17 protein-coding genes are annotated in these 15,808 nt (G+C 64.6%); all 17 read right to left on the bottom strand.

What is annotated here, in order from left to right:
- Positions 1-119: 119 nt before the first annotated feature.
- On the bottom strand, positions 120-305 hold the full coding sequence (locus tag FJ425_RS19195) for a hypothetical protein (RefSeq protein WP_140632326.1): 186 nt from the start codon (positions 303-305) through the stop codon (positions 120-122).
- A gap of 26 nt (positions 306-331) precedes the next feature.
- On the bottom strand, positions 332-598 hold the full coding sequence (fliQ, locus tag FJ425_RS19190; RefSeq protein ID WP_095766361.1) for a flagellar biosynthesis protein FliQ: 267 nt from the start codon (positions 596-598) through the stop codon (positions 332-334).
- Positions 599-719: 121 nt separating this feature from the next.
- Entirely contained in the window at positions 720-1,127 is a 408-nt protein-coding gene (gene flgD / locus FJ425_RS19185; protein WP_140632323.1) for a flagellar hook assembly protein FlgD, read from the bottom strand.
- 1 nt (position 1,128) lies between these two features.
- Positions 1,129-1,566, bottom strand: a complete 438-nt coding sequence (flbT, locus tag FJ425_RS19180; protein WP_140632321.1) for a flagellar biosynthesis repressor FlbT — start codon at positions 1,564-1,566, stop codon at positions 1,129-1,131.
- Positions 1,563-1,910, bottom strand: a complete 348-nt coding sequence (flaF, locus tag FJ425_RS19175; protein ID WP_040989989.1) for a flagellar biosynthesis regulator FlaF — start codon at positions 1,908-1,910, stop codon at positions 1,563-1,565. Before flaF ends, flbT begins: the two co-directional genes overlap by 4 nt.
- Positions 1,911-1,941: 31 nt before the next feature.
- Positions 1,942-2,991 (bottom strand): flagellar hook-associated family protein, encoded by a 1,050-nt coding sequence (locus FJ425_RS19170; protein ID WP_140632318.1) that lies wholly within the window; start codon positions 2,989-2,991, stop codon positions 1,942-1,944.
- Positions 2,992-2,994: 3 nt separating this feature from the next.
- Positions 2,995-4,443: a flagellar hook-associated protein FlgK gene (gene flgK / locus FJ425_RS19165; protein ID WP_140632315.1), complete on the bottom strand. Its 1,449-nt coding sequence runs from the start codon at positions 4,441-4,443 to the stop codon at positions 2,995-2,997.
- Positions 4,444-4,472: 29 nt separating this feature from the next.
- Complete coding sequence (locus FJ425_RS19160) at positions 4,473-5,726, bottom strand: flagellar hook protein FlgE (protein ID WP_140542855.1); 1,254 nt, start codon at positions 5,724-5,726, stop codon at positions 4,473-4,475.
- Positions 5,727-5,940: 214 nt separating this feature from the next.
- The gene (locus FJ425_RS19155; RefSeq protein WP_095766367.1) at positions 5,941-6,609 is read right to left on the bottom strand and encodes a response regulator transcription factor; all 669 of its coding nucleotides are present in this window, start codon (positions 6,607-6,609) and stop codon (positions 5,941-5,943) included.
- Positions 6,610-6,830: 221 nt separating this feature from the next.
- On the bottom strand, positions 6,831-7,421 hold the full coding sequence (locus tag FJ425_RS19150; protein ID WP_140632709.1) for a transglycosylase SLT domain-containing protein: 591 nt from the start codon (positions 7,419-7,421) through the stop codon (positions 6,831-6,833).
- The gene (locus FJ425_RS19145; protein ID WP_140632312.1) at positions 7,351-8,700 is read right to left on the bottom strand and encodes a flagellar hook-length control protein FliK; all 1,350 of its coding nucleotides are present in this window, start codon (positions 8,698-8,700) and stop codon (positions 7,351-7,353) included. Before FJ425_RS19145 ends, FJ425_RS19150 begins: the two co-directional genes overlap by 71 nt.
- Positions 8,697-10,136 (bottom strand): chemotaxis protein MotC, encoded by a 1,440-nt coding sequence (locus FJ425_RS19140; protein ID WP_140632310.1) that lies wholly within the window; start codon positions 10,134-10,136, stop codon positions 8,697-8,699. Before FJ425_RS19140 ends, FJ425_RS19145 begins: the two co-directional genes overlap by 4 nt.
- A 122-nt stretch (positions 10,137-10,258) precedes the next feature.
- The gene (locus FJ425_RS19135; RefSeq protein WP_140632307.1) at positions 10,259-11,677 is read right to left on the bottom strand and encodes a MotB family protein; all 1,419 of its coding nucleotides are present in this window, start codon (positions 11,675-11,677) and stop codon (positions 10,259-10,261) included.
- Positions 11,674-12,300, bottom strand: coding sequence for a hypothetical protein (locus FJ425_RS19130; protein ID WP_140632305.1), 627 nt, complete (start codon positions 12,298-12,300; stop codon positions 11,674-11,676). Before FJ425_RS19130 ends, FJ425_RS19135 begins: the two co-directional genes overlap by 4 nt.
- 3 nt (positions 12,301-12,303) lie before the next feature.
- Positions 12,304-13,962 (bottom strand): flagellar basal-body MS-ring/collar protein FliF, encoded by a 1,659-nt coding sequence (fliF, locus tag FJ425_RS19125; protein WP_140725398.1) that lies wholly within the window; start codon positions 13,960-13,962, stop codon positions 12,304-12,306.
- A 174-nt stretch (positions 13,963-14,136) separates the two neighbouring features.
- Positions 14,137-15,207: a flagellin gene (locus FJ425_RS19120; protein WP_140632299.1), complete on the bottom strand. Its 1,071-nt coding sequence runs from the start codon at positions 15,205-15,207 to the stop codon at positions 14,137-14,139.
- Between the two features lie 258 nt (positions 15,208-15,465).
- A partial coding sequence (locus FJ425_RS19115) for a flagellin (RefSeq protein WP_281407509.1) occupies positions 15,466-15,808 on the bottom strand: 343 nt, incomplete at its 5' end.

Genomic DNA, 15,808 nt, shown 5'->3' with positions numbered 1-15,808 from the left:
CGCGCCCGCGGAGGCGGGCGACTCGCCAAAGAGTGCGACCCAACAATAGGATGGCAAAGGCGAAAATGCGTCGGCGAAGCTTTAAGCCAAGCATCTCGGCCGTCTGGACCAACTTTGGGTTATTTCGCGCCTCTCTCCTCGGCATGCAGGGCCTCGGTCAACGCGCCTGTTGTCTCGCCATTCATGTAAAGCCTGAGCAGCATTTCCATGCCGACGAGACGCAGGCGCGACGTTTCCTGGCTCCTTGCCATGTCGATCAAGTCGTCCAGTTCGGAAGCAGACCATTTCATCGCGTCGCGCAGCACGCCACCGCGCAGCGCGCTGCCTAGCGTCAGAAGCCGTGCTCGATGCGCTCGAAGATGACGTTGGTGAAGGCCGAGATCTGGCCGCCGATGAAGGGGCCGGTCAGCGCCACCACGAGCATGATGGCGACGATCTTCGGCACGAAGGTCAGCGTGATTTCCTGAATCTGGGTCAGCGCCTGGATGAGCGCGATGCCGATGCCGACGACCATCGCCACCAGCACCACGGGAGCGGAAGCGGTAAGAACCGTCCACACGGCGTACTGGACGATATCGAGGGCATCGGCCTCGTTCATGGCTGACCTCTCGCGAGCCCGCTAAAGCGGGTCGCATGAAAAACGGTTCACGCAACCTGTTTTAGGTTTTGATTTAAGCATGTCCTTGCCCCGAAACCGGACCCACTTTCGTGAGACATGCTCAGGCGGCCGGCTTGATCGACACGCCCGCGCCGACAGGGACCTGGGTGCCGTCCTGCAGCACGGCGATCAGGCCGCTGCTGGAGAGCGTCACCGAAGCCACCGTTCCGGTTGTTTTGCCGTCGGCCGAGGTGATCGAGCGGCCGATCAGTGCATCGGCCTGCGACAATGCCGAGGACTGCATGATCTGGTCGAGCTTGGTGTTGGTCTGCACCGACTGCTCGACCTGGGAGAAGGTGGCGAGCTGCGCGACATACTGCGTGGAATCCATCGGCTTGGTCGGATCCTGGTTCTTCATCTCGGCGATCAGGAGTTTCAGGAACGACTGGTAGTCAACCGCCGTCTTGGAAGTCTTCTGGCTGGCCTGGTTGGCGCCAACCGGGATCGTTGTCGTCATGTCCACGGCCATGTTATGCTCCTACAGCCAATGCGCGCGGCGTTTGGGGAATGTCGTCATTGTCTTCGAGCACCCTGCGCTCGAGCGGATAGAGCGCGCGGATCGCTTTCAGCGCCTCATAGATCTCATCCTCGCCGACCATGCGGTCGATCTGCTTCAGGCCCTTGCAGATGTCCTGGTTGTCGAAGCTTGCGATCAGCATCGGCAGCGAGCGGCGGAACATCTCGCGCGCCTCGGGGGCGCCGACCGGGTTGATCAGCATGATCTGCACGATGAAATAAAGCTGCCTGAGCGGCGTCGAGGCCTGATCGGCCTGGATGACGTGGCTTTCGAGCAGGAACTGCACGTCGTTCATCAGCTCGATGGTGACCTTGCGGTCGACGCGGATGACCGCGCCGTTGATATAGATCTTCTCGTTGGGCTTTAGCGAGATCTTCAGCGTGTTGGTCATTGGATGCCGTCTCGGATGATCTGGGAGACCTCGATCAGTCCTTCGAAATTGTTGGTGCGGCCCTGGCGGATGTCTTCCGTCTCGCGCAGCAGCCATAGGCCGATCGAGATCAGGTTGGCGCGCAGCTCCTTGGGCAGGGCGTTGTCGCTGGAGCCGAGATCCTCGACGAAGGTGGTCCAGATGCGGTTGGTGAAATGCAGCGCCTCGACGGCTTCCATCGACTCGGTGCCAACGGCTGCCGCCGCGGCCAGCATGTCGATCGAACGGGTGAGCAATTGCCGCTCCCGGTCCTTGGCGTCGGCGACGGAGTCGGTCTGGATGTCGGCGTAGGAGAATTGATACATCGTCGGCGCTCTGGCGTTCCGGTTTACGTGTTCAAGTCAGATAGTTCAGCAGGCTGAGCTGCTGCAGACGCGCGGTCAAGGCGAAGGAGGTCTCGATATGCTGCGTCAGGTCCGCGACCCGGGTAGCGGCTTCCGCGGGATCGACGCCCTCGAGATCGACGATATGCTTCTCGAACAGGTCGACCTGGGTTTTCATGCGGTCGCTGGCGTCGGATACGCGCTGCTGGGCAAGGCCCGTTTCGGCCCGCACCTGGGTAACGCCGCCGATGGCTTCGCCGACCAGCGCCTGCGCGCGGCTGACGACCGCGTTCTGGGCGGCCTCGCTGATGCTGCCGGTAAGCAGGCTGCTGACCATGACGGACGCCATGGCGAGCTTGCGGATACCCTGTTCGTTGGCGCTGACCGAGGTCTGGGTGGTTTCGTTGAGCGAGATGCGGCTGGTGATCTGCTCATCGGTGGCGCTCGACCAGTTGGCCTGCCAGCCGGCGCCCAGGAATTGCGGCTCGACCTTGGTGGTGATGAAGTCGTCCATCTGCGCGCCGGTGATGTTGGCCGCCGCCGGGTCGGTCTGGGCAAAGCCGAAATAGCTCGAGAAGGCCGCATCGAAGGCGGCCTTGGCCGGCGAGCCCGTGGCGTTGAAGTCGTCGATCGGCTTGACGTCGGTGTTGGTGCCGGCAAACAGATATTCGCCGTTGACGCTGGTGTTGAGGATACCCGTCATCTGTTGCAGCGCCGAGGCGCCGGCGGTTCGCAGGATGCTGGTCGAGGAGTCGCCCGACACGCCGCTGGTCAGCGCCGACAGGAAGCTCTGCGCGGCACCGGCGATCTGGCCGAGCGAATCTTGGGTCGATGTCAGGCGCGCGGTGACGAGCGCGTTGGAATCGACGATACCGTTCAGCCGGTCGAGGTCGCGCTGGAAGGTGACGGCCTGGGTCGTGCGCCCGCCCAGCGCCAGACCGACATCCGCGACCCTGCCGGTCGTGGATTCCGTCGTCGCCTTCACAAGGTCCGCCTGCATTTTCGCTTGCTGGTAACGCAGGGCGTTGGAGATGGCAGCTGAGGAAACGGCTGTCGCTTTCATGAATTATCCTACCGCGCTCATCAGGGCGTCCAGCATGTCGCTCACGGTCTTCATCATATGCGCCGAGGCCTGATAGGTGTGCTCGAGATCGAGAAGCAGGGACATTTCCTGGTCGACATTGACCCCGGTATCGTTGGACAGCGCCTCGGCCGTTCGCGCTGCCAGCGCCTGCTTGCTGTCGGCATTGGTCGAGGCCTGCTGGCGCACGCCTTCGAACCAGCCGATGGCATTGGCCGCGTAGTCGGAGACGCCGGAGCTGACGGCGATGCCGGCCGAGGCATCGAAGGCCATCGGCTGATCGAGCTTGTTGCCGTAGCTGATCAGAAGGTCCGAATAGGATGCGCCGCCGGTGTTGACGACATAGGCCACGCCGTTGGCGCCGCCGTCGCGCAACAGCGCGGGATTGCCGCCGGCGCTCGGATCGAAGGCGGCGTTGACGCCGATCGATCCGGCGAGGCCGTCGACCAGGGTGCCGGCGGCCGGGATTGCCGGGGCGCCGGACCAGGTGAACAGGCCGGCCGCATTGGGCTGCGATGGCGCGGTCTCGGCGAATGCGGTGACAAGGCCGCGCGCGATCTCGTCGAGCTGGCTCTGCATGGTCGAGGCGACGCCGTCGCGCAGCTTCAGCAGGCCCGCAAGCTTGCCGTCGGCGGAGTTGTCGCCGGTGCCGGCCGAGACTGGCACGTTGTCGATGTAGATTGTGTTGCCGGGCGTGCCAGCCGAATAGCCGGCCGACGGCGCGAAGGTCACCGAGCGCGGCACGGTCTCGAACAGCGTCGTGCCGTCCTTGGTGGTGATGACCATGTCGTTGTCGCCGCGCGTGAAGGTCGATACCGGGACATATTCCGATATCTTTTTCAGGAGGGCGTCGCGCTGATCGAGTGCGTCGGACACGTCGGTGCCAGATCGCGTGCCGGAGATGACGGCCTTGTTGGCATCCTGGAACTGGCCGAGCAGGGAGTTGAGGTCGTCGACGGCGGTGGCGATCTGGCTGTCGGCCTGGGTACGGAAGTCCTGGATCGCCTTGGTGCCGCTGTTGAGGGAATTCACCACCTGCTTGGCGGCATCGACGACGCTGGTGCCGAGGGTCTGGTTCGATGGCGTCGTGGCGTAGAGCTGCAGCTGCTGCTGCAGCTTGGCGATGGCCGTCGAGGGGGACGACGCGTTGTCGACCCCGTTGACCGACAGTTCGAGCTGATCCATGCCGTTGTAGAGCGCGCTCTGGCCGCTCCATGCCGACAGCGCCGAAAGGTTCTGGCGGAACAGGAGCTCGTTCGCGGCGCGTTGGATTTCCACCGCCCGGGCGCCCGGCGCCGTGCTGGTCACCACGGCGATGCGGCGGGTATAGTCAGGGTTCGACGCGTCGGCCACATTGCGCGATACGACACTGGTCTGCTTGGACGTGGCCAGGAGCGCCGATTGGGCAATGCTTAGTGCGGAGGAAAGCGACATGCTGATCTTTCACGGGCGGCGCCCGTCGTTTATCTCTTCAGGTTGACGAGGACGTCCATCAGGTCCGAGCCGGTCTGGAAGACCTTGGAATTGGCGGTGTAGCTGCGCTGCGCCGCAATCATGTTGGTCAGTTCCTCGGCGATATCGACGTTGGAGTTTTCAAGTGCCCCGGAGACGATGGAGCCGAGCTTGCCCTCATTGGCAAAGCCGATGTGGACGGCGCCGGAGTCGGTGCTCTGCACATAGACGTTGCCGGGCATCGCGGTGAGGTTGTCGGGGCTCTGAACGTCGGCAAGCGGTATCTTGTAAAGCGCCTTGGTCGAGCCGTCCGCGAACTGAGCGTAGATGACGCCGTCCTGGCCGATCTGGACCTTCTGGATGGAGCTCGGGGCATTGCCGTTGACCTTGGCGTCGGCGACGGTGAAGCCGGTGCCGAGCTGGGTCAGCTTGGAGAGATCGAGGTTGAGGGTCTGGCCGCCCGGAACGGTGAAGGAGACGCCCGTGGTCGCGCCGGTGAGCTTGCCTGTCGTGGTGTCGAAGGTGAGGTTGGCCGATCCCAGCGCGCCGCCGGCATAGGGGAAGGAGGTGCCGGGGGTCGCCTTCGACTGATCGAAGACCGAGACTTCCCATGTTCCGGTGCCGGTGTTGGTGAAATAGACGTCGAGCAGCTTCTTGTTGCCGAGATTGTCATAGGCGACCAGCGAGGTTTTCGACGTGTATTCGGCGGTCGCGCTGTTGCTGGACGGCAGCGGGCCGGAGGGCGGCGTCGCGCCCGCGGGCAGGTTGCCAGAGAACAGGCCCTCGGTGCTCGGCGTCGCCGTCATTTGCTGATCGGAGATCTGCACCGGCACGAGGCCCTCGAAGCCGTTGGCGGTCGCTGCCGGATCGCCATTGGCGTAGTCGTAGGCCATGAGCTGGTAGCCCGCGGCATTGACCAGCCGGCCCTGCGCATCCGGGACGAAGGAACCGGCGCGGGTGAGGTAGGGCGTGCCGCCGGCATCCTGGACGACGAAGAAGCCGTCGCCGTTGACGGCAAGATCGGACACCGAGGTGGTGTAGGTCATGACGCCTTGCGTGCCGACGGCCGAGCGGATCGTGGTGGTCACGCCGCCGGAATTATAGGCGCCGCCGGTGCCGGGCATGATCAGTGACGAGAACTCGGCCGAAGAGCGCTTGTAGCCGGTGGTGTCCGAGTTGGCGATGTTGTCGGCCACCGCGGAGAGGCGGTTGGCCTGCGCGTTCATACCGGAAACGCCGGTCCGCATCATTCCGTAGAGGCTCATCGATACATCTCCGCGTTGCCCGGGTAGGAGGCCATAAAATTATGCCTCGTGTCTTGCGCGAGGCTGGCGCGCGATGGGCCTAGACCGTGATGGCGCTTCGTTGAATCGCCATCACGCTCTGACTCTTTGTTGGAGCATGATCTTTGTCCGAAAACCGGTTCCCACTTTTTGCTTTCGCTGACCTTCGGTTCGGGATCATGCTCCAGGGCGGCCATCAAAACACCAGCCGGTAGCCGAGGAACCTCTTGGAATCGATCGGATCGTGACCGAGCTTCTCACGCAGCTTCTTGCGCAGCTTCGAGATGTGACTCTCCACCACGTTCTCCTCGACCTCCTCGTCGAAGATGCCGTAGATGGCGTTGAAGACCTGGGTCTTGGTCACGCGCCGGCCGCGGTTGCCGGCCAGATATTCCAGGATGCGCCGCTCGCGGCGCGGCAGCGGCAGCGGCTCGCCGTTGATCTCCGGATCGCGGCCGTCCATGAAGATCCGCATCGACCCGACCTCGGTATAGGCGGCCTCTTCGGAGCCGCGGCGGCGGATGGCGGTGATGCGGGCGAGAATCTCACGGATATGCACCGGCTTGCGGACGACATCGTCGACGCCGCTTTCGAACAGCCGCAGCGTGTGCTCGAGCGAGTGATGTTCGCTGAGCGCGATCACCGGCGCGCCGGTGCGGTCGCGGATCTGGCGCGGCGATATCGCGCCTTCGCGGCAGTCGCCGATGAGAAAGGCCCTGACGGATCTGAGATCGGTGTCGGCGGCGGAACTCACCCACTCGCCGAATTCGCCTGGCGCAAAGCCGGCAGTGGCCACCCCCTCGCGGTCGAAAAGTGAAGAGTAGCCCTCTGTCACGAGCTCTCGCTCGTCAACGATCACGATCATCGGCCCGCCCTCCGAATCATTTCACTTGCCCCGTGCGGAAAGGGGTACCCGGCTCGATGAATCCTGAAAAACCATCATTTCTTGTAGCTATTTTCTTGGGAGTTTTTTTGGGAACCGTAATAAAAGCGGTTGCGCTGGTGTATTCGCGCCAGCTGCTGACTGACGAATATCGGGGCCGGCGGATAGGCTGGCGAAAGTCGACCGGACCTCAAGCCAAACAACTATTGGTTGCAAAAAGTGCTGGCATTCGGCGTCCATTTGCCGAAGCCGGTGGCGACCATGTTGGCGATGACGCGGCAGACATAGACCTTCTGCGCCGGGTCGTTGTCGGGGCCGGCATGATAGCGGGCGACGGCCATCGACCAGGTCATGTGCCGGGCATGCAGGCTGACCAGGAAGCGCGCCGCGTAGTCGACATTGCGATGCGGGTCGAGCATGTCCTCGACGCTGCGGAACTGCGCGCCGTGATAGCGATGGTTTATCTGCATGCAGCCGAGATCGATCAGCGTCTTGCCCTCGCGACGCGCGTTCTCGAATGCGGCGAGCGCTTCGCCGCGACTGCGAGGAAACACGGCTTTTCCTTCTATATTCAAGGCATTAGGCTGAAGACTACCCTTCTTTCCGGTCTCGGTCAGGCCGACGGCGTACAGGATTCCGGCGGGCACTCCGTAGCGATCGGCGGCGCGCAGGATCTCCGGCTCGCAGGGATTGGCTGCGGCGCTGGCCGCGCCGGCAGCGAAACTAGATATACATATCGTCGTCAGCACGCTCGCGAAGAGGCGAAGCGGCTCGACCGAATTCCTGTGCGCCATCGCCATTGTTCCTTCCCGGTTGCCGGCCGCCGCCCGCACCGTTGCCGCCCGAGTTCCCAGGCTGGAACGAAGGCTGGTCGCGGCCTGTCGACATCGGCATGGCGCTGGTTGCGTCGGCGCGACTGGCCGCATGCGTCGCTATCGAGGGTTGCAGGATGGTGACCTTGTCGACGTCGAAGCCGAGGCTGCGCATCGACTTGACGACGGCGTCGCTGTCGGCGGTGAGACGGCGGTATGCCTCGTGTGTCTCGGGCTTCATCTCAATCGAAAGTCGCTCCCCCGAGAGCCGCAGGCTGGCGACAACCGATCCGAGCTCCGAAGGGTGCAGCTCGATCTTCAGCACATGTGTCGGAACGGCAACAGAATTGGTCGTCTGGGAGCCCGTCGAGGCGCTTGCAAAGGCTTGCTGGACGCCATTGTCGGAGGCAAGCCCTTCAACCAGCGCCGATGCCGTCTGGCCGATCGGGTTTTGCGCCGGCGCCGGGAAGCTCTGCTGGCTGACGACTTCCATGCGTCCGGCGGAAGAAGACGGCTTGCCCGGAGCCTGCTGCGCGGCCGACTGCGATTGCAGCGAAGCCTTGGATGCGGAAGCCGGCCGCCAGCCTTGCGGCGGCAACGGGCTATCGGCCGCCGGATCATCCCCTTGCGCCGGCAAGGCATCGGCATCACGCCGGCCCGGCATATCGAGAGCCATTTGCGCCTTCACCGGCTTCTGCTCAAAATCGGGCCCGGAATCGTCCGCTGCCGTCGAACGGATGGATCGCGACAGCGGCCCGGCGGAACTGTCGACCGCCGCACGCTTGCCGGCGCGCAGCGGCAGTTCCAGCGATCCGTGGTCGCCGGCAGCTTCTCCACCGTCAGCGCCGCCCGCGCCCGACGATTGCGCGAAATGCTTCATGTCGCCCAGCGCCATCAGCAACGGCAAGCGGTCCTGCAGCGGCGGGGGATCGTCGGCTTGCGCCGCGGTATCCTTATCCGCGGTCTGCTTCGCGGATAAGGATTGCCCGTCGGTCTTCGGGGACTTTCCCGTCGCCTTCTGCGAACCGGTTTTCCCCTGCGGGTCCTGGTGCGGCTCAGGCTTGCCGGCATTGGCCGGCAAGCGCCTTGCCGGATGCGCGTTCGGTATCACCGGTCCGGCCGTGTGCTTGTCCTGTGGGCTCTCGGTCCCATGCACCATCTTGCCGAAATTCTGATCCCCATCCTTGTCGCCGGTAGTGTGCTGCCGGGGCGGGGACTGTGTCGAAGCAAAGCCCGGCAAGGTCTGGTTGACGCTGGTCATTTTGGGGCTGCTCCGAGGAGTTGGTCGATCTGGTCGAGCTGACGCCGCGTGCTGGTCACCGCCGCATCGATTGGGTCTTGTGCAACGGGCGTCGCCGGTGCGGATGCCTTAACCATCGGCGCGGCGCCGGTCGGAGCCGGAGCGGCCGCCGGGGTTTCAGCCGATACTTGCGCCGGCTGCGGGACAGGGGGCAGCGAAGCGGCGGGCGCCGTGTCTTTCGCCTGGTCGCTCGGCGCGACCGCTGGATCGCCCACCGCGACCGCTGGATCGCGTGTCATGACCGGTGGCTGGTCGAGCATCGCTCCTTCCACGGGAGGCAAGTCCGCATTGGCCGGGTCGGCTGAGGCCTCGGTCGCGGATTTCCCTCCGTCGCCTCTTGCAACGATTGTCGGTGCGGCTTCGGCATTGGCGGGCGCTTTGACCGGCGCCATCACTTCGCCGGCCACGGCCTGCGCGGCGTCGAGCAGGTCGCGGTCGCTTTGCGAAAGCTTGCCGCGATCGATCTTGCCGAGCTTGGCTCGCACTTCATCGACACTGGCCGATGTCATGGTGGAAAGGCTCGAATAGAGCTGAGTGCGCGGGTCGTCCCGGTTGCCGTTGCCGTTGCGGCCCAGCTCGGCCTTCGCCGAGGCGAAAGCCGAGAGCTCCGTCATCCCGTCGATCGCGGCACGGCGCGCGATGCGCAGGTAGATCACTGTCTCGCGCTCGGGATCCATCATCGAGGTGATGTCGGCGATCTTGTCCTGGCTGATCGCCATGTGCAGCGTGATGACGCCGGAAACAAAGGCATCGGCGAACTGGCTGGCGTAAGGCGAATAGAGGTAGGACGCGACATACTGGGTCGAAGCCAGCGCGAAACGAGCGGCGTCGCCCTGCGCGGCCGCGATGCCCACGGAGCGGCGAAGCGCCGCCTCCTCGACCAGCGTGCCGGGGCTGAGCAGGCGCGCCTCGTCGAGCAGGTTCAGCGCTGCCGCAGGATCATCGGTCGCAAGCAGCGAGCCCTTGACCAGCGCCAGGAAAGCGCCGAGGTCGGCGGGCACGCCCATCGGATCGATCGGCTTCAGCATTTCGATCGCCTCGGCCGGCCGGCCGCTCAGATAGGCGACGACGCCTTTGGCGATGGCCAGGCTTTGCGGGTCGGTTGCCGCGCGCGAAGCCGCCGCCGCGACCGTCATCGGATTGCCGCCGCTCATGCCGTAGACAAGCAAAGCGCGGAAGTTCTTCGGCTCCTTGAAATCCTCGGCATCGGCATTGTGCATCCGGGCGTCGATCATTTCGAGGAGTTTTGCCTGCATCGGCAACGCAGCATGATCGCCGCCGGCAATGCGATCCTGGATCAGCTGCAGCGAACGCACGAGCTGATAGGGTTGCAGGGCGTCCTGCGCGAAGGCCGCCGATGACGGCCCGGCGACGAACAGCGCCAGCGCCAGCGCCATCCCAGGAAAAGCGTGAGGCGGTCTTCCGTTTGGAATTGCGCCAAGGCAAGGAGGTGGAGCGGCTCGCCGTTTCGCTGAAACGGCGAAGCGCTCCATCGCATGGCCGATGACGGTCCTGGCCCTCATCCGCCGGCCGCCATCAGGATTTCGATGCGCCGGTTCGCGGCAGCCATCGGATCGGAGGCGATCTTTGGCTGCCGGTCGGCGAAGCCCGCGACCTCGGTGATGCGGCTTTCGTCGACGCCCCCGCGCACCAGCATGTAGTAGGCCGAATGGGCGCGCGCGGTGGACAGCCGCCAGTTGTCGTAAGTGTCGCTGCGAAACGGCCGCGCGTCCGTGTGGCCGCTGATGGTGATGGTGCCCTTCTTCTCGTTGACGATGCGGCCGATCTTTTCCATCGCCAGCACCAGCTCGCGGCGCGGCATGGCCGAGCCGATCTCGAACATGCCGAAATCGAGCTGGTCGGTAATCGAAATGACGACGCCCTTGTCGGTGGCCTCGACCGAGACGCCGTCGGCGAGCTTTTCACCCGGCAGGAATGCCTTGGCGAGTTCCTTCTTGATATCCGCCGCTTCCTGAAGAGCGGCTTTGCTCGGCGCCTTGTCGCCTTTGTCGGCGGCTTGCTCGGGTTCAGTCTTCTCCGCCTTCGCGGTTTCGGCCTTGGTGTCGGCCGCTGCAGCCTCGCGCTTGTCGACTTCAGCTTTCCCGCCTTGGGCTATCTCGGTCTTGTCTGCTTCGCCCGACGGCGTCTCGGCCCCGGCTTGCGCGGCCTTTGGCCCGCTCTTGGCCTCGGTCTTTTGCGGAGTTGCCAGCGGCTCCAGCGGCGCGGCCGCCAGCGCAGGAGCGGCCGGAACGGCCTTCACCTTTTGTACCGCGATGGTGGCGACCTTCTCGCCGGGCTTGACCGGATCGCCTTCGATCCAGGCGCGTTCGGCGGTGGCCTCGGCGCCAGGCGCCGCCACTTGCTGCGACCAGAAATCCGGCGCGAACGGATCGCGATAGGATTCGCCGCCGGATGCGCCGGTTGCCGGACCGGCCGCCTGGGCGCCGCCTTCGCCCTTGGCGCTGACGTTCTGCATCACGCCTGTATCGGCGGCGATCTCCGCCAGCACCGCGTAGGGATCGGCGAACAGCTTTTCGTCGGAGAGCTGGGCATCCTGCGCCCCGTCCTTGGTCTGGCGGCGTTCGGAGGAACCGGCGCCGCCCTTGCCGTCGTCGCCCGCCTTGGTCGCGCCCTGCTGCGGGTTGTCCGCGGTCAATCCGACCTTGCTCGGGCCGTCGCCGAGGTCTTCCAGGCCCTTGCGGCTGGAGTTGCGATCGATCAGCTCGACCGGATTGAAATAGCTGGCGACGGCTGCCTTGGTCTGCTCGTTGGCGGCGTTGATCAGCCACATGACGAGGAAGAAGCACATCATCGCCGTCATGAAGTCGGCGAAGGCGATCTTCCACACGCCACCATGGTGACCGTCGTCATGACTGTCGTGATTGCGCTTGACGATGATGATCTCGTGCCGGGTGTCGGCATGATCGACGGCGCTCATGACAGGACCTCCGACAAGGACGCCGACCACTCGGCGATACGCGTCTCGAACACGGTCTCGTCGATGGTGATGGTCAGGTCGAAGCCCGGCGCCTCGCTGAAGGCGAGATTGGCGGCGCGGGATCCGAGCGCCGCCTGCAGCGGCTCGAACAGTGACAGCGGTCCGCGGACAGCGATGCGCACGGCCTCGCTGTCGGCGACCGCCGCACTGATGGCGCGGGAAAGGGCGGCGAGCGAACGCTCCTGCAGGTCGTCGCTGAGAAGGCCGCCGACGATACGGGCGACGGTTGCGCCGGCAAGCTCGGCAACGCGCTGCTCCATGGCCTCGATGCGCGTGGCAACAGCGGTGCCGAGATCGCCGCCGAAGCTTTCAAGGAATCTTTGCGCGGCCTGGTCGCTGGCCTGGCGCTCGGCGTCGAGCGCTGCCTGATGGGCGAGCGCGAGGCGCGCCTCGAGCGCTGCCTCCGCGTCGGCCACGGCCCCGGCGATCAGCGCGCCGATGTCGGCCTGCGGCTCCGGCGCGGCCGGCAGATGCTCGGCGTCGCGCGCGGTCGGCGCCTGATTGGCACGCGGCGTGCGCGAACCAAAATCGGGCAGGAGATCGAAGAGGGCTGCCGAGGCCATGGCCTAACCCACGGCTTCCGGGACGGCTGCCCATTTGCGCAGAATCTGCGCGGTGCGCTCCTCGTTGAGGTCGACCATGCGGGCAAGCCGGTCCTGCGGCGCCGGCCGGATTTTCTGGCGAAGATCATCGAGCGGGGTTGCACCGGCGCGCGCGCCGGACAGGGCGCCGGCCGGGGTCTCGGCGGTGATCGCGGCGACCGGCGCATCGGGCGTCGGCAAGGAACGCTGCACGTCGTCGAAGCTCGGGCCGGCAATGGCCGTAGGCCTCGCCGACGCCGTCAGCGCGGCGGCCATCGGCTTGAGGCCGAAGAAGGCCACCAGGAAGACGACAACGATGAATGCGCCGGCATTGATCAGCGTACCGGTATAGGTGCCGATCGAGGCGAGAATGCCAGGCTGATCGATCGGCTCGCCGTCGAGGCCGTTGATGAATTCGACCGCCGAGACATCGATGATGTCGCCGCGCTTGTCGTCGAAGCCGGTGGCCGAGGCGACCATCTTCTGGATGTCGGCGACGCGCTTGGCGATCTGTTCCGGCGTGGCGTCCTTGCCGAGGATGGTCTTCAGGCGATCCTGGTTGACCACGACCGCGATCGACATCTTGTTGACCGTGTAGCCGTTGGAGACAGTGGCGATCTTCTTGGAATTGATCTCGTAGTTCGTGATCTCTTCCTTGCGGTCGTTCTGCGAGGTGGATTGCGGGCCCTCGGTGCTGGTGGTCTGCGTCTCGGGCAGGTTCTGCTCGACGCTGGTCGGGGTCGAGGCCTGCTTCTGGTTGCTGGCCTCGTTGGTTTTCACCGACTGCACCGAACGCTCGACGCGCGAGTTCGGATCGAAGATCGTCTCCTCGGTCTGGCGCGTGTCGGTGTTGACGTCGGCCTTGACGCTGGCGCGGAAATTGTCCGGGCCGAGATAAGGGGTGAGCGCGCGGCGGATGTTGTCGCCGATCTGCGCCTCGACCGTCTGCTCGACGCCCAGCGTGCGCGCGGCGCTCGTGTTGGACGGGTCGTCGCCGGCGGCCAAAAGGTTGCCGTTGGAATCGAGCACGGTGACCTTGTCGGCCGAGAGGCCGGGAACGGCCGCGGCGACGAGGTGGCGGATCGACATGGCGCTCTTCTCAGCATCGCTGCCGGCATAGCGGATGACCACCGAGGCGGAGGGCTGCTGCTCGTCGCGGCGGAAATTGGCGCGCTCGGACATGACTATGTGGACTCGAGCCGCCTTGACGCCGGAAATCGACTGGATGGTGCGCGCGATCTCGCCTTCCAGCGCGCGCACGCGGGTGATCTGCTGCATGAAGGAGGTGAGGCCGAGCGAGCCGACATTGTCGAACAGCTCGTAGCCGGCATTGGCGCTGGTCGGCAGGCCTTTCTCGGCAAGCAGCATGCGCGCCTGCGCGGTGGTGCCGGCCGGCACCATCACGGATGTGCCGTCGGAGCCGACATCGAAGCCGATGCCGGCGTCGGCCAGCACCAGTCCGATCTGGTTGACGTCGGAACGCTCGAGGCCGACATAGAGCGTCTCATAGGCCGGACGGTTGAGATAGACCGACGCGATGCCGATGACGGCCATGACCAGGGCCGCGATGCCGCCCATGAGCGCCAGACGCCTCACGCCGAAGCTCTTCAAATTCGCGATGATGCTCTGGATCTGTTCCGGCACGACTCAACCGCTCCCAGCATGACTGTCCGCCGGAAGACTAGACCGCGAAGCTTGTGCGAGGATGATAGGCGTGCCGCCGAAGGTCCAGCAAAGCGTCGACCCGGCCTCTTATCGAAAAACGAAAAAGGCCGCGCCCGAGGCGCGGCCTTTCGCTGGTCGGAATGTTTCTGCCGCTTAGCCGTTCTTGAACAGCGCCAGGATCGACTGAGAGGAGCTGTTGGCGATCGACAGCGACTGGATGCCGAGCTGCTGCTGCACCTGCAGGGCCTGAAGGCGGGTCGATTCCTTGTTCATGTCGGCATCGACGAGCTGGCCGACGCCGCGGTCGATAGAGTCCATCAGGCTCTGCGTGAAGGTCTTCTGCAGGTCGATCGAGCTCTTAGCGGCGCCGAGCACGGTGGCGGCGTCGGTAAGCTGACTCATGACGTTGTCGATCTTGGTGACCATCTGCGTGATGATGTCATCGGTCACGCCCGCTGCCGTGATGTCGAGATTGAAGGCGGAAACGTTGTCGATCTTGACGGGCGTGCCCGTCACAGCTCCCTGGCCCGCGGTGTTGGCGGCGATGTCGGTGGCGCCGCCGGCGATCGAGGCCGCGTAGGCGGCATCATATGCCGACTGGTCCGCGGCGGTGGAGTAGATCGAAGTCTTGCGATCGAGAATGCCCTGGTTCTTGACGGCCGTTGCGAGGCCGGAATCGAACAGCTTGGTGCTCTCGACATTGATGTCGATGGTGCCGAGCGAGATGGCGCCGGACGAGGAGCGGTTGAACGAGGAGACGATCTGGGCGTCGGGCTGGACGCCGTCATTGGCGGCGGCGACCTGGGTTGACGTCACCGAAAGGTAATTCGAGCCGGAGAAGGTGGCGGCATCGGCGAAGGATTTCATCTGCGCTTGAAGCGTGGTGATTTCGGTCTGCGTCTTGGCCTTGTTTGCATCCGACTGGCCGACGGCCGACAGAAGCTTGGTCTTGAGTTGGCCGATCGTCGAAAGGACGTTGTTCATGCCGGTATAGGCTGTATCGACTTTCGAGGCGCCGAGGCCGAGCGCGTCCTGCACCGTGGAGAGTGCTTGATTGTCGGAGCGCATGGTGGTGGCGATCGACCAGTAGGCGGCGTTGTCGGCGGCCTCGGAAACCCGATAGCCGGTCGAAATCCGGGCCTGCGTCTGCTCGAGCGATTTGTTGGTGGCGTTGAGGCTTTGAAGTGCAGTCAACGCCGCAGCGTTCGTCATGATGCTCGCCAAGAAACTCGCTCCTTCTCAAAAGCCGGCATGCCATACAGGCCGGGTTGGGCCTGTCCATCGGTTGCGAATCGTGCCGGTCGGGCCGATTCGACAACCTAAGTGATTGGTTAACCATACCTACCGCGATATGGTTAATGGCCTATTAAAAGTAGGCTTCCGAGAGGTTAGGGAACGAGGGTTGCGCGAGCCTTGAGCAAACGCAAATCGGGCCGCGCTTTTGGCGCGGCCCGATGCTTTGGTCCGGTCAGTATGAAGTGATCAGCCGCGGAAGAGCGACAGGATCGACTGCGACGAGCCGTTGGCGATCGACAGCGCCTGGACGCCGAGCTGCTGCTGAACCTGCAGCGCCTGGAGGCGGGTCGATTCCTTGTTCATGTCGGCATCGACGAGCTGGCCGACGCCGCGATCGATGGAGTCCATCAGGCTCGAGGTGAAGGTCTTCTGCAGGTTGATCGAGCTCTTGGCCGCGCCGAGCTTGGTGGCCGCGTTCGTCATGGACTTGAGCGCGGCATCGACGACGTTCATCATCGCCTGGATCTGAGTGTCGCTGGCTGCGGTGGTGCCGGAGAAGATCTTCAGGCTGGCGACCGTGTAGGTGTCG

It is taken from the genome of Mesorhizobium sp. B2-7-2 (genome assembly GCF_006440775.1).
In the GTDB taxonomy this organism is placed as follows: domain Bacteria; phylum Pseudomonadota; class Alphaproteobacteria; order Rhizobiales; family Rhizobiaceae; genus Mesorhizobium.
This window is presented reverse-complemented; position numbering and strand designations above follow the sequence as displayed.

Excerpts from the sequence above, each read along its gene's own strand:
- fliQ (WP_095766361.1), bottom strand. The coding sequence starts at position 598 with ATGAACGAGGCCGATGCCCTCGATATCGTCCAGTACGCCGTGTGGACG.
- flgD (WP_140632323.1), bottom strand. The coding sequence starts at position 1,127 with ATGGCCGTGGACATGACGACAACGATCCCGGTTGGCGCCAACCAGGCC.
- flbT (WP_140632321.1), bottom strand. The coding sequence starts at position 1,566 with ATGACCAACACGCTGAAGATCTCGCTAAAGCCCAACGAGAAGATCTAT.
- flaF (WP_040989989.1), bottom strand. The coding sequence starts at position 1,910 with ATGTATCAATTCTCCTACGCCGACATCCAGACCGACTCCGTCGCCGAC.
- FJ425_RS19170 (WP_140632318.1), bottom strand. The coding sequence starts at position 2,991 with ATGAAAGCGACAGCCGTTTCCTCAGCTGCCATCTCCAACGCCCTGCGT.
- flgK (WP_140632315.1), bottom strand. The coding sequence starts at position 4,443 with ATGTCGCTTTCCTCCGCACTAAGCATTGCCCAATCGGCGCTCCTGGCC.
- FJ425_RS19160 (WP_140542855.1), bottom strand. The coding sequence starts at position 5,726 with ATGAGCCTCTACGGAATGATGCGGACCGGCGTTTCCGGTATGAACGCG.
- FJ425_RS19155 (WP_095766367.1), bottom strand. The coding sequence starts at position 6,609 with ATGATCGTGATCGTTGACGAGCGAGAGCTCGTGACAGAGGGCTACTCT.
- FJ425_RS19150 (WP_140632709.1), bottom strand. The coding sequence starts at position 7,421 with ATGGCGCACAGGAATTCGGTCGAGCCGCTTCGCCTCTTCGCGAGCGTG.
- FJ425_RS19145 (WP_140632312.1), bottom strand. The coding sequence starts at position 8,700 with ATGACCAGCGTCAACCAGACCTTGCCGGGCTTTGCTTCGACACAGTCC.
- FJ425_RS19140 (WP_140632310.1), bottom strand. The coding sequence starts at position 10,136 with ATGGCGCTGGCGCTGGCGCTGTTCGTCGCCGGGCCGTCATCGGCGGCC.
- FJ425_RS19135 (WP_140632307.1), bottom strand. The coding sequence starts at position 11,677 with ATGAGCGCCGTCGATCATGCCGACACCCGGCACGAGATCATCATCGTC.
- FJ425_RS19130 (WP_140632305.1), bottom strand. The coding sequence starts at position 12,300 with ATGGCCTCGGCAGCCCTCTTCGATCTCCTGCCCGATTTTGGTTCGCGC.